This is a genomic window from Streptomyces sp. A2-16, assembly GCF_018128905.1.
Classification (GTDB): Bacteria; Actinomycetota; Actinomycetes; order Streptomycetales; family Streptomycetaceae; genus Streptomyces.
In genome coordinates this window covers 4133913-4146183 of sequence record NZ_CP063808.1, presented here as the reverse complement: position 1 = coordinate 4146183, position 12271 = coordinate 4133913, and the positions used below count along the sequence as shown (strand labels likewise).

11 protein-coding genes are annotated in these 12271 nt (G+C 73.1%); 9 read left to right on the top strand and 2 right to left on the bottom strand.

Going from position 1 to position 12271, the window contains the following annotated elements; all coding sequences use genetic code 11:
• Positions 1-77: 77 nt before the first annotated feature.
• On the bottom strand, positions 78-974 hold the full coding sequence (locus IOD14_RS18660) for a GNAT family N-acetyltransferase (RefSeq protein ID WP_249125957.1): 897 nt from the start codon (positions 972-974) through the stop codon (positions 78-80).
• A 171-nt stretch (positions 975-1145) separates the two neighbouring features.
• Here IOD14_RS18660 and IOD14_RS18655 point away from each other — a divergent pair, with 171 nt between their 5' ends.
• From IOD14_RS18655 to IOD14_RS18645, 3 genes are all read left to right on the top strand, one after another.
• Positions 1146-1730, top strand: coding sequence for a hypothetical protein (locus IOD14_RS18655; protein ID WP_123993351.1), 585 nt, complete (start codon positions 1146-1148; stop codon positions 1728-1730).
• A gap of 131 nt (positions 1731-1861) precedes the next feature.
• Positions 1862-3061, top strand: a complete 1200-nt coding sequence (locus IOD14_RS18650; RefSeq protein WP_123993352.1) for a PP2C family protein-serine/threonine phosphatase — start codon at positions 1862-1864, stop codon at positions 3059-3061.
• Positions 3062-3183: 122 nt separating this feature from the next.
• A complete protein-coding gene (locus IOD14_RS18645) occupies positions 3184-3783 on the top strand; it encodes a TetR/AcrR family transcriptional regulator (RefSeq protein ID WP_123993353.1) in 600 nt (199 codons plus the stop codon).
• A 196-nt stretch (positions 3784-3979) separates the two neighbouring features.
• Here the strand turns inward: IOD14_RS18645 and IOD14_RS18640 are convergent, their stop codons facing one another.
• Entirely contained in the window at positions 3980-5200 is a 1221-nt protein-coding gene (locus IOD14_RS18640; protein ID WP_212670820.1) for an acyl-CoA dehydrogenase family protein, read from the bottom strand.
• Positions 5201-5319: 119 nt separating this feature from the next.
• On the opposite strand from IOD14_RS18640, the gene IOD14_RS18635 reads away from it, so the two are divergent.
• The 6 genes from IOD14_RS18635 to IOD14_RS18610 all read left to right on the top strand — a co-directional run bounded on the left by IOD14_RS18635 (position 5320) and on the right by IOD14_RS18610 (position 12196).
• Positions 5320-6156 (top strand): enoyl-CoA hydratase/isomerase family protein, encoded by an 837-nt coding sequence (locus IOD14_RS18635; RefSeq protein WP_212670819.1) that lies wholly within the window; start codon positions 5320-5322, stop codon positions 6154-6156.
• Positions 6157-6250: 94 nt separating this feature from the next.
• Positions 6251-6883, top strand: a complete 633-nt coding sequence (locus IOD14_RS18630; RefSeq protein WP_249125956.1) for a hypothetical protein — start codon at positions 6251-6253, stop codon at positions 6881-6883.
• On the top strand, positions 6880-9465 hold the full coding sequence (locus IOD14_RS18625; protein WP_212670818.1) for a putative PEP-binding protein: 2586 nt from the start codon (positions 6880-6882) through the stop codon (positions 9463-9465). Before IOD14_RS18630 ends, IOD14_RS18625 begins: the two co-directional genes overlap by 4 nt.
• Positions 9462-10583: an acyl-CoA dehydrogenase gene (locus IOD14_RS18620; protein WP_212670817.1), complete on the top strand. Its 1122-nt coding sequence runs from the start codon at positions 9462-9464 to the stop codon at positions 10581-10583. The genes IOD14_RS18625 and IOD14_RS18620 overlap by 4 nt, the downstream gene beginning before the upstream one ends.
• Before the next feature lie 18 nt (positions 10584-10601).
• Entirely contained in the window at positions 10602-11045 is a 444-nt protein-coding gene (locus IOD14_RS18615; protein ID WP_123993358.1) for an OB-fold domain-containing protein, read from the top strand.
• Positions 11042-12196, top strand: coding sequence for a thiolase family protein (locus IOD14_RS18610; RefSeq protein WP_123993359.1), 1155 nt, complete (start codon positions 11042-11044; stop codon positions 12194-12196). Before IOD14_RS18615 ends, IOD14_RS18610 begins: the two co-directional genes overlap by 4 nt.
• Positions 12197-12271 lie beyond the last annotated feature (75 nt).

The following is a 12271-nucleotide window of genomic DNA, read 5'->3' as shown; positions in this document are numbered from 1 at the left end:
GCGTCGGTCGACGGAGGCCATGAAGTTCACTGCGGGCCTGCGCACCCTGTCTCAACGGCGGGCCTGCGCACCCTGTCTCACAGTTCCTTGCGGAAGACCGTGGAGCTGTACCGGACCGTCATCCCGGCGCGCAGGTACAGGTTCAACGCGCCGGTGTCCGAGTGCGTGCCCAGGGAGCAGGTCCGTCGGCCTCGTTGATGGTGGGCGCGGAAGGCGCTGAGGAGCAGGAGTCGGGCGATGCCCCGGTTGCGGTGGTCGCGGCGCACGGCGACCTGTTCGACGTAGCCTTCGTCGGTGTCCGGGAGGTTCAACGAGATCACGGCGCCCACCAGTTGACCGTCGGCGAAGGCCAGCGTCGACGTCGAGGGGGCGAAGGTGGGGCGTTCGACGGTGTGCCGGGCCCATTCCTCGTAACCCATGCGCCGCTGCTGCCATTCGTCGAAGGCGTCCTGGACGAGCTGGTGTGTGTCGGCTTCGTCGCCGGCCCGGAACGGGCGAACCGTGATGCCCGCGGGCGGCTCGGGAAGGGCCGGCTCCTCCGTCATGCGGAACTCCAGCAGCCACTCGGTCACCATCGGCTCGTACGCGCGTGAACGCAGCAGCGCCACTGCGTCCGTGTGGCTGTCGGGGACGGTCTGGACGATGCGGGTGGCGCCCGTCTGCCTGGCCCGGGTCTCGGCCCAGGCCAGCAGTGAACCGCCCAGACCACGGCCCCGCTGCTCGGGGTGGACGTGCACCTCGCAGCGCCGGTTCACCCACGCCCGGGCGGCCAACTGCCCCGTCCGGTCGTGGATCAGCCGGGTGTCCGACTCCGGGACGAGGCCGGGCCTGGCGAAGTCGGCTGCGATGCGGCCGAGATCGGTCCGGCTCAGCCCGAACAGGTCGCGTTCGCAGGCCGCGACCAGACGATGGATGTCATCGAGGTCGTCGGCGGTGGCCGACCGCACCCGGTAGCCGGGAGGCAGTGCTGACACCAGATCTGACAAAGGAGGTCACTCCCGACGCGGCGTCGTTCACGGGCACGGACCGCGACAGTGTTCCGCCCGACCCCGACAGTGATCAACCGATTAACCCGTGTACGCCCCGCTGGATGGGAATCGGACCGGTTGTCGGTCACAGTGGACGCACTCGTTCAAGGGGGACGCGTGGAGGATGGAAGACCCTCGGCGGAAGCCGGTCTGTTCGCGCTGGAAGCCGTCGTCGTGGGGCAGCCGAAGCGTTCTCGGTGGCGCAGGTATCTGGGACCGGCCCTGGCTGTGTCGACCGTGGAGGGGACCCCGCTCGCCCGGGTCACGTACACCGACGACACGCACTGCTTGATGACGGACGCGTCGGGCGAACGCGTCGTCCGTATCGAGCAGTTCGGGCCTGCGGAGTTCCGTTTCACCGACGCCACGGACCGGGAGGTCGGCACCGCCAGTACCGGCCGGTTCGCCAAGACCTGGCAGCTGCGCCTGGGGACGGTGCAGGGACGCCGGCTCTTCCTCACGCGGCGGGGCCCTCTGTCCACCGAGTGGCAGCTCACGGAGACCGATCCGGATCAGGGCCCGGCGCCGGAGGTTCTCGGCCGGGTCACGGTGAGCACCGTCGACGCCTGGATCGGGCTCCAGCAGTACGTCGTCGAGACGGCCCCCGCACTGGACACCTCGGAACGGCGGACCGTCATCGCCTCGGTCGTCTGTCTGCACCTGCTCCGTCGCCCTCCGGGCAGCAGCAGCGCGCCCGCATGAGGCGCGGACCGAGCCCGCCGGAGCCACAACGTACGAGCCGCTGCGGGAGCGGCCGCAGGAGGCATCCGTCACAGAAATGATGTGTCCGCCGCCTCAGTGGGAAAACGACATCGTGACCCAAGGAGGATGACATGGCGAGCGATCGGATCGGACTGGCCGAGGTGGTGGCAGCGGCCGAGGATGCCGCACCAGTGGGCTCCCTCGACGTCGTGGCGCGCAACCTGCGCGACCGGTTCGGTGCCCGGCGTGTGTCCTTCCTGTTCGTCGACATGGTGGGGCAACGTCTGCTGCGGGTCAGCGACGAGGCCGCCGTGCCTCAGGAGCGCGACACCGAGCAGGTCCCTCTCATCGGCGACAGCGCCTACGACGAGGTCCTGCGCACCCAGAACCTGGTGCGGATCCCCAAGGACGGGGAGGGGCAGTGCGTCCTGGCGCCCGTCTCGAACCGGGGCGACACCATCGGCATCCTGGAGCTCTTCCTCACCCACGCGGACGCGGATGTCCTGGAGCAGGTGGAGGAGGCCGCGCACGCACTGGCCTACATCATCGTCACCGACCGCCGTTTCACCGACCTCTACCACTGGGGCAATCGCACCACCCCCGTCAGTCTCGCCGCCGAGATCCAGCGCCAGCTCCTGCCCTCGGCCGCGTCCTGCGAGGCCCCCGCCTTCGCCCTGGCCGGCGCTCTCGTCCCGGCCGCCGACATCGCCGGTGACACCTACGACTACTCGCTCGACCGCGACACCCTGCACCTGTCCGTCACCGACGCCATGGGCCACGACGTCGACGCGGCCCTCATGGCCACCCTCCTGGTCAACGCCTCCCGCGGTGCCCGGCGCGCCGGCGTGGACCTCGCCGAGCAGGCCCGCAGGGCCCACCAGGCCCTCCTCGACCACGGCCGACGCACCTTCGCCACCGGTCAGTTGTTGCGCATCGCCCTGGACGGCACCACGGCCCAACTCGTCAACGCCGGCCATCCCTGGCCGCTGCGGCTGCGCGAGGGCACGGTCAGCGAGCTGTCCCTGACCGTGAACCTGCCCTTCGGCGTCGTCGGCCAGGGCGCGTACCGGGTGCAGGACATCGACCTGCGTCCGGGTGACCGCCTCATTCTCTTCACCGACGGCATGGTGGAGCGGCAGGCGGAGAAAGTCGATCTGCCCGGCCTCCTCCTGGACACCGCGGCCGACCACCCGCGCGAGGTCGTGCGCCACCTGGTCCAAGCGGTCACCGACGCCTGTGACGGCCATGTGCTGGACGACGCCACCGTGCTGTGCCTGGACTGGTACGGGCCGCTCACCACCGACCCCGCCCCTGCCGTGGTCGGCGCCTGACCTCCGGCCACGGCAGGGGCGGCCCGGTGGCTCGATCTGCCATCATGAGCGAAACGGAACGTCGTTCCATGGATGGTGCGGAACACGGGCCCGTCGGGTGATGTGACGAGAGGAGCCTCGCGGTGAGCGACAGCCGCCAGGGCACGGAGAACGCCGCCGCGCCCCAGCGCAAGGACGTCCGGCGCAACAAGCAGCTCCTGCTGGATGCGGCCGCCGCGGTCTTCGTCACCTCGGGCGTGGACGCGCCGGTACGCGACATCGCGGCCCGGGCAGGCGTCGGGATCGGCACGATCTACCGGCATTTCCCCACCCGCGCGGACCTGATCGTGGCGGTCTTCCGCCACCAGGTCGAGACCTGCGCCGAGGCGGGCCCGGCTCTGCTGGCGAGCCGGCCCACCCCGTACGACGCGTTGGAGGAGTGGATCGACCTCTTCGTCGACTTCCTGGTGACCAAACACGGGCTCGCCGCCGCCCTGCAGCACGACAACGCCGGTTTCGAGAACCTGCACGCCTACTTCATCGACCATCTCGTGCCGGTGTGCCAGCAGCTCCTCGACGCCGCGGCGGCCGCGGGCGAGATCCGTGCCGACATCGGAGGGCTCGAGCTGATGCGCGGCGTGGGCAACCTGTGCGTCGGCGCGGAGAGCGACCCCAGCTACGACCCGCGCACCCTGGTCGCCCTTCTCGTCGCAGGACTGCGCCGGCCGGCCCGGCCGAAGTGAGCCGCGAGCGACCCGCACACCCCGCGACCGGTCCCGCCGCATGAGCAACGGCCCGCAGACCCCGCAACCAGTCCTGCCGCATGAACAAGGGCCCGCACACCCGCTGACCGATCCCGCCGCATGAACAGCGGCCCGCAGACCGCTGACCGATCCCGCCGCATGAGCAACGGCCCGGACTCCTGCCGCACCGCCCCCGTCAGCGGCCGTCGGCGGCTTCCGCGCGCGGCTGCCGGTACGGCCGTACCGCGCGCCGTGCTATCGCGAAACGGTGCGTCTCCGAGGGCCCGTCGTAGATCCGGAACGGCCGCACCTCTCTGAACAGGCGGGCGAGCGGCGCGTCGGCGGCCGAGATGCCGAGGGCTCCGCAGATCTGCACCGCGCGGTCGACCACCCGGTTAACCGCCTCGGCCACGAAGGTCTTGGACACCGAGGTCAGCTGGGAGGCGGCCGCCGACGCGGTGTCCAGCTCCCAGGCGGTGCGCAGGATCAGGGCGCGGCTCGCCTCGATGTCGATCTCCGAGTCGGCCAGCATCTGCTGGACCATGCCGAGGTCTCCGAGCGCCGATCCGAACGCCATCCGGCTCCCGGCCCGTTCCAGCGCGACGTCCTGGGCGCGGCGAGCCGCTCCCAGCCAGCGCATGCAGTGGGTCAGCCGGGCGGGGCCGAGCCGGACCTGGGCGCCGTCGAAGCCGCGGTCCACCTCGCCGAGGACCTGCCCCTCCCCCACCACGCAGTCCTCGAAGAGGATCTCGGCGTGTCCGGCGAAGAGCGACTCGTCGAGGGTCTCGATGTTGCGGACCAGGCGCATGCCGGGGGTGTCGGCGTCGACCAGGAACATGGTGGCGCCGCCCGGGTCGCCGGGGCTGCCCGAGGTCCGGGCCATGACGATGGCGAAGCCGGCCCCGTGGGCGCCGGTGATGAACCACTTGTGGCCGTCGAGGCGCCAGCCGCCGGGGACCCGGGTGGCCGTGGTGCGCAGGGAACGGGGATCGGCCCCGGCCCCCGGCGCCGGTTCGGTCATGGCGAAGCAGGACCGGGTCTCACCCGCGGAGAGGGGACCCAGATACCTCTGCTTCTGCTCCTCGGTGGCCACCTTCTCCAGCAGGTGCATGTTGCCCTCGTCGGGGGCGGCGCAGTTCAGCGCCAGCGGTCCCAGCAGCGAGTAGCCCGCGGCTTCGAAGACCGCCGCCTGCCCGCGCAGGTCGAGGCCGTGCCCGCCCCACCTCCTCGGCACGTGGGGAGCGAAGACACCCGCCTCGCGGGCGGCCTTCTGCAGGGTCTCGCGCAGGGCCTCGGGGGCGTCGTGCACGGACCCGCCGCACTCGCGCTCGGCCGGGACGACCACCTCTCGCACGAACTCCGAGGTGGACGCGACGAGTTGGGCGACTGCCGGATCGACATCGAACTGGATGGGCACGGATCCTCCCGGCGACGGGCGTACGGGCATCCGGCCCGCCGCGTCCTAGAAACTGTATAGCGTCTTCAGTATCTTGCCGGGAAGCACCCGGCGACGGGAAGACGCGAGGAGCACCGCCCATGACCCTGCCCGTGAGCACCGAGCCGGTCCGGATCGTCCGTCGTCCGGACCGGGTCGTCGAGCTGAGACTGACCGATCCCGCACGGGGCAACGCCCTGGACCTGAGGACCGCCGAGGCGCTGCGGGACGCGGCCCACGAGGTGGCCGCGGACCCGGGCGGCGCGGTGCTGCTGCGGACGGTCGGCGGCAGCTTCTGCGTGGGCGGTGACCTGCGCGCATTCGCCGGCCGGGGCGCGGAGACGGGCACTTATGTGCGTGCCGTGGCGGACGCGGCGCACACCGCGATACAGGCCCTGTACGACCTGCCGGTGCCGCTGGTGACCGCGGTACGCGGCGCGGCCGCGGGCGGCGGGGTCGGTCTCGCCCTCGTGGGGGACGTCGTCCTGGCTGCCCGGTCGGCGCAGTTCCGGCTGGCGTACACGGCGATCGGGCTCACGCCGGACTGCGGGGCCTCGTGGTTCCTGCCGCGCCTGGCGGGCCCGCGCAGGGCGGCCGAGCTGATCCTGACCGACCGGGTCCTGACCGGCGACGACGCCGAACGATGGGGTCTGGTCTCCCGTTCCGTGGACGACGGACACCTGGACGACGCGGCGCACGAGACCGCGTCCGCCCTGGCCGCCGGCGCCGGTGACGCGCTGCGTGCCGCGAAGTCGCTGCTGCGTGCCGGGGACGGTGACGGACTGCGGCAGCACCTCGCCGAGGAGGCGCGGTCGATCGCCGCCCTGGCGGACGGCCCGCAGGCACAGCGGCTGATGGCCGCGTTCCTGGCCGCGCGGAGCCGCCCGAAGGCCGGTGGCGACAGAGCCGGAGCCCTCGCACCGGAAAGTGTTTCTTGAGTCACTCTTCACTAACCAGCCCGTGTAGGCGTAACCTCCGGGCAACACAGAACCGAGGAACCGGTCACCACAGAACCGGGGAAATGGTGTGGCGATGCAATCTGCTGCCGTGGACCTTCCGGACGCGTCCGACGAACCCCTCACCGAGGCTGTCGTCGATCTCGTTCTGCGCGGTATGTGGCGCGGCCGGCCGGAGTCCGAGCACCGGCCACTGGTCGACGCCGGGCTGGCGATGGTCAAGGGCCCGGTGGTGCTGCCGACCGAGCGGGCCAAGGCCGTCGCCGCACAGGCACTGCGGGTTCCCGCCGATTCCGAACGGGAACAGCGCATCACCGCGGCGTACGAGGCGTTCCTGCCGGTCAACCGGAAGATCCGCGATGTGTGCACCGCGTGGCAGTGCCGCCCCGACGGCACCGCCAACGACCACTCCGACGACGTCTACGACGCCGGGGTGCGCGAGTCGCTGGAGGACGTCCACGAGGCCATCCAGCCCGTGCTGCGCCGGCTGGAACAGGTGCTCGCGGGCAGCGGACGGTATCTGACGGCCCTGGAGGACGCCCTCGACCGCTTCGACGACGGCGCACCCCAGTGGCTGGCCTCACCGCTGTGCGACTCGTACCACACCGTGTGGATGCGGCTGCACCAGGAACTGCTGCTCGTCCTGGGAATCAGCCGGGCCGAGGACGAGGCCCGTGAAGAGGAACTGGTCACGGGGGGCCGGGGGTGAGCGTCACCGACCGCGAGGCGGGCACGCTCCCACCGTCCGAGACGGCCTCCGGCAGTCCCGGCAGGGTTCTCGTGCCCTACGGACAGGGGCGAATCCGCGGCCTCGACGCCGCCGAGCTGGGCTCCCACGGCGCCGCCATGGACCGGCTGCTGGCCCTCGGCCTGCCGGTCGTTCCGGGGCTCACGGTGCCCGCCGGTGCCGCCGCGTCGCTGTGCGAGGCCGACACCGCCGAGGCCGCCGTGGAACTGGTCGAACAGCTCTCGGGGCGGCGCGTGGGCGACCCGGCCCGGCCGCTGCTGCTGCGCCTGTCGGCGAGCGCGCCCACCGAGGTCGCCGGACTCCCGCCCGACCTGGCCTGTCTCGGCCTCTCCCCCGCCGGTGCCGACGACCTGTCCGCCGTCATCGGAAGCGCCGACGCGCTGTACGAGGTGTGGGCCGGCACGGTGCGCATGATCGCCGAGTACGCCCTCGCCGTGCCCGCCGCCGTGCTCGACGACGCCCTCCTGGACACCCCCGAGCCCCGGGCACGCGTGGAGCTGCTGCTGTCCCTGGCGGCGGAGCACGGCTCGCGCCCCTTCCCCGACGCCCCGGCACAGCAGCTCGCGCTGGCCGCGCGCGCCCTCCTCGGCCGGTGGGACTCCCCCCGTGCACGAAGGTCCCGCCGCGCCCAGAAGCTCCCCGCCGACCTGGCCGTCGCCCTGCACGTACAGGCCCTGCGCATCGGGCCCGCCCACCACTCGGGCTACGGCACCGCGGTCAGCCGCGATCCCGGGACCGGTCGCTTCTCACCCCAGGGCGCCTTCTTCCGCGGAGTGCGCCGCAGTGCCCCGCCGCCGCACACCGGTGAACCGCTGGAGCGGCTCGCGGGCGGCACCGCGCTGCTCGAACACTCCCTGCTCACCCTGGAACGCCATCTGCGCACACCGGTGTCGGTCGACTTCGAGGTGCGCGACGACGAGATCTCCCTGCTCGCCGCCTCCCCGCAACCGCGCCCGCCGCTCAGGGCCTCGGTCTGTCTGGCCGCGGACCTGGCCCGCGACGGGGCCCTCGGCCACGAGGAGGCCGTACGCCGGATCAGCCCCTCGCAGGTGCAGGAACTGCTGCACCCCCGACTCCGGCTGACCGGAGGCGAGGAACTGCTGGTGAAAGGACTGCCCGCGTCTCCGGGGGCGGCGACCGGGGCGGTCGTGCTGTCCAGTGAACGCGCCCTGGAACTGGCCGCGGACGGCACACGGGTCGTCCTCGTGGCCGCCGAGACCAGCCCGGCGGACGTCCCCGGCATGCTGGCCGCCGCCGCGGTGCTGACCGGCACGGGCGGCATCGCCTCCCACGCCGCGGTGGTGGCCCGGGGCGCCGGCAAGCCGGCGGTGTGCGGCGCGGAGGGACTCCACGTGGACCGGACCGCGGGCACGGTGCGCTTCGGCGAGCGCGTGCTGCGCGAGGGCGACCCGGTCTCGCTGGACGGGCGTACCGGCGCCGTCTACGCCGGGACGCTGAGCGTCAGTGTCGCCGGACCACCGCCCGAGCTCTCCACCCTGCTGGGATGGGCGGACGGCGTGCGCCGGCTGGGGGTGCGGGTGAACGCCGACACGGCCGGCGAGGTGGACACCGCAATTGCCCTGGGTGCGGAAGGCGTCGGGCTGTGCCGTACGGAACACCAGTTCCTCGGCGAACGGCTGCCGCTGATCCGCCGGGTGCTCCTGGCCGCCGACCCGGCCTCCCGCGACGAGGCGCTGGTGGCGCTGGAGCGCGCCCAGCACGAGGACTTCCGCGCGCTGCTGGCCGCCGTGGGCGACCGTCCGGTGACCGTGCGCCTGCTCGACGCCCCGCTGCACGAGTTCCTGCCCGCACCCGGACAGGCCCAGGACGCGGCCGAGGAGCAGCGGGCCGCCGCCCTGCGGGAGGCGAACCCGATGCTCGGGCTGCGCGGGGTGCGGCTGGCGCTGCTGCACGAGAGGCTCTACCCGGCCCAGGCCGAGGCGCTCTTCACCGCCTGGGCCGATGTCGCCGCCACCGGAGTCCGGCCGCGGCTGGAGGTGATGATCCCGCTCGTCAGCCTGCCGGAGGAACTGGCCGCCGCGGCGGCCTACGTACGCGATGCCGCCGCCGCGGTCGCCGCCCGCACCGGGGTGGAGGTCCCGTACCGGCTCGGCACGATGATCGAGACCCCGCGGGCCGCGCTGCTGGCCGGTGAACTCGCCGAGCACGCCGAGTTCTTCTCCTTCGGCACCAACGACCTCACCCAGCTCACCTACGGCTTCTCCCGGGACGACGTCGAGCGCCAGGTGCTCGCCTCCTACCAGGAACGCGGGTTCCTGACCGCCAGCCCCTTCGCCCGCCTCGACCCGCACGGGGTCGGCGCCCTGATCGCCCTGGCGGCGGCGCGGGCCCGGGAGGTGCGGCCCGGCATCAAGCTGGGCGTGTGCGGCGAGCACGGCGGCGACCCCGAGTCCATCGCGTTCTGCGACGACCTCGGTCTCGACTACGTCTCCTGCTCCGCACACCGCGTACCGGTGGCCCGGATGGCCGCCGCGCACAGTGCCCTGCGGGAACCCGGCGAACAGAGCGGGAGCACACGATGACGACGACCACCGTGACCGACGGCACGGCCCTGTCGGACACCGAGTTGGAGGACCTGCGCGAGACCGTCCGGTCGGTGTGCGCGGACGCCGGCGGCACCGCCGCGGTCCGCCGGCTCTCCGAGGATGCCCCGGGCATCGACGCCGGGCTGTGGGACGTCCTCGGCCGGCAGGTCGGCCTCGCCGCCCTGGGCCTGCCCGAGTCGGCGGGAGGCATCGGCGGTCTCGCCGGGATCGCCGCCGTCTGCGAGGAGTTGGGCCGGAGCCTCGCACCGGTGCCGCTGCTGTCCTCGACGGTGCTGGCCGGGCAGGTGCTGGCCGGCTGCGGTACGGCCGACAAGGCGCTGGCAGAGCTGGCCGAAGGCACCGTGCACGCCCTGGCGGTGGCCGCGCCCGACGGGACCTGGCGGGCGGACGCCGTGCCGGTGGCCGTCTCCTGGCAGGGCAGCGTGCCGCTGCTGGACGGCACCGCGCCGTTCGTCATGGACGGCGCCGACGCCGAGGCGCTGGTGGTGGCCGCGGCCGGGGCCGACGGCGTGGACCTCTTCCTGGTCGACCCGCGCGAACCGGGGGTCACGGTGCGCCGGGTGCCCACGCTGGATCTCAGCCGGGGCCAGGCCGTGGTCGCCTTCTCCGGCTGCCGGGCCCGGGCCCTGACCGCCGGCGGCGAGGGGGCTGACGTCGTCTCCCGCGCCCTGGACGTGGCCCTGGTGGCACTGGCCGCGGAGCAACTCGGCGGTGCGCAGGCCGCGTTGGACATGACGGTGGCCCACGTGCGCGACCGAACCCAGTTCGGGCGGGCGATCGGCAGCTTCCAGGCGGTCAAGCACGCCTGCGCCGACATGCTGCTCCAGGTCGAGGCCGCCCGGTCGGCGGTGGTGCGCGCGGTCCGCTCGGACGGCACGCCCGAGGCGCTGGCCGAGGCCGCGGCCGTGGCACAGGCCTGGTGCGGCGAGGCGTTCGTCGCGGTCACCGCCCAGTGCGTGCAGCTGCACGGCGGGATGGGATTCACCTGGGAGCACGACGCGCACCTGTACTTCCGGCGCGCCCAGTCCGACGCGGTCCTGCTGGGCGGCGCCGCACACCATCGGGAACGACTGGCCGGTCTGCTGGGCTGGTGACGTGGAAGGCGGGACGGCATGACCACCAGACTCATCGACGAGTCGTTGTTCGAGAGCCGGGAGAACCAGAAGTACGAGGACGGGGCCCCACGGCGTCTCGTGGGCGCCCGCTGCTCCGGGTGCGCCACGGTCGTCTTCCCCCGGCAGGACTCGTGCCCCCGGTGCTCGGACGGGACGATGTCCGCGCAGGTGCTGCCGGTGAGCGGGCGCGTGTGGTCGTGGACGCTCCAGGCGTTCCCTCCCAAACCGCCCTACCGGCCGCCGACCGGCGGCCACCAGCCGTACCACCTGGGCTATGTGGACCTCGGTGAGGTCCTGGTCGAGGCGCGCCTGGCGGTACCCCGCGAGGAGGTCCGGATCGGTCTGCCGGTCCGGCTCACCACGGTGACCGCGTACCGGGACGACGACGGCACCGAGGTCGTGACCTTCGCCTTCCGCCCCGAGCGGGACGACGAGCGATGAGCCGGCGCGACGACGTGTACGTGGTCGGATGCGGGATGACCCCCTTCGGCCGCGACGAGAGTGTCAGCGCGATGGACATGGCCGAGCGTGCGGTCCGCGAGGCGCTCGCCGACGCCGGTGTCGCCTGGAACGACATCGGCTTCGCGGCCGGCGGTTCCGACGTGTCCGGCAAGCCCGACACACTGGTGGGCCGGCTGGGTCTGACCGGAGTGCCCTTCGTCAATGTGCAGAACGGCTGCGCGACCGGCGCCTCCACCGTCCTCACGGTGGCCGACGCGCTGCGCGCGGGCGAGGCCCCGCTGGGACTGGCGGTGGGCTTCGACAAGCACGAGCGCGGCGCGTTCCACGTCTCCCCCGCCCGCTACGGCCTGGGCGACTGGTACGCCGAGACCGGCATGATGCTCACGACCCAGTTCTTCGCGCTGAAGACCCAGCGGTACCTGTACGAGCACGGGATCCCGGAACGGGCGCTGGCGCTGGTCGCCGCGCGGGCCTTCCGCAACGGCTCGCACCATCCCCTGGCCTGGCGGCGCAAGCCCCTCACGGAGCGGGAGATCCTCGACTCGGCCGAGGTCAGTCCCCCGCTGACCCAGTACATGTTCTGTTCGCCCGGCCAGGGCGCGGCCGCGCTGGTCCTGGCGCTCGGCGACCGCGCGTTCGACCTGTGCGAGCGGCCGGTCAGGCTGGCGTCGCTGGCCTTCAGGACCCGGCGCTTCGGTTCGTTCGAGGTGTTCTCGCCCTGGCTGCCGCCGGGACCGCACCGCAGCCCCAGCGTCGACGCCGCGGAGGCGGCCTTCCGCACGGCCGGGGTGCGGCCCGCGGACGTGCAGGTGGCCCAGCTCCAGGACACCGACAGCGGATCGGAGCTGATCCATCTGGCCGAGACCGGGCTGTGCGGCCACGGCGAGCAGGAGGAGCTGCTGGCCGGCGGGGCCACCGAGCCCACGGGCCGGATACCGGTCAACACCGACGGCGGCTGTCTGGCCGGCGGTGAACCCGTGGGCGCGTCCGGGCTCCGCCAGTTCCACGAGGTCGTACGACAACTGCAGGGCCGCGCGCCCGGTCTGCAGGTGCCGGGGACTCCCCGGGTGGGCTTCACCCACGTGTACGGGGCGCCCGGGATCAGCGCGTGCTCGGTGCTCACGGTCTGAACGGCGGCGTTGCGGGGTGAATCGCGACGGTTCGCGGACCGTGGGCTGCGGGTTCCCGTCAGGGTTCGCCGGTCC

What these genes read in the sequence shown, in the direction of transcription:
- IOD14_RS18650 (WP_123993352.1), top strand. Translation starts at nt 1,862, where the DNA reads ATGGCGAGCGATCGGATCGGACTGGCCGAGGTGGTGGCAGCGGCCGAG.
- IOD14_RS18635 (WP_212670819.1), top strand. Translation starts at nt 5,320, where the DNA reads ATGACCCTGCCCGTGAGCACCGAGCCGGTCCGGATCGTCCGTCGTCCG.
- IOD14_RS18630 (WP_249125956.1), top strand. Translation starts at nt 6,251, where the DNA reads ATGCAATCTGCTGCCGTGGACCTTCCGGACGCGTCCGACGAACCCCTC.
- IOD14_RS18620 (WP_212670817.1), top strand. Translation starts at nt 9,462, where the DNA reads ATGACGACGACCACCGTGACCGACGGCACGGCCCTGTCGGACACCGAG.
- IOD14_RS18615 (WP_123993358.1), top strand. Translation starts at nt 10,602, where the DNA reads ATGACCACCAGACTCATCGACGAGTCGTTGTTCGAGAGCCGGGAGAAC.
- IOD14_RS18610 (WP_123993359.1), top strand. Translation starts at nt 11,042, where the DNA reads ATGAGCCGGCGCGACGACGTGTACGTGGTCGGATGCGGGATGACCCCC.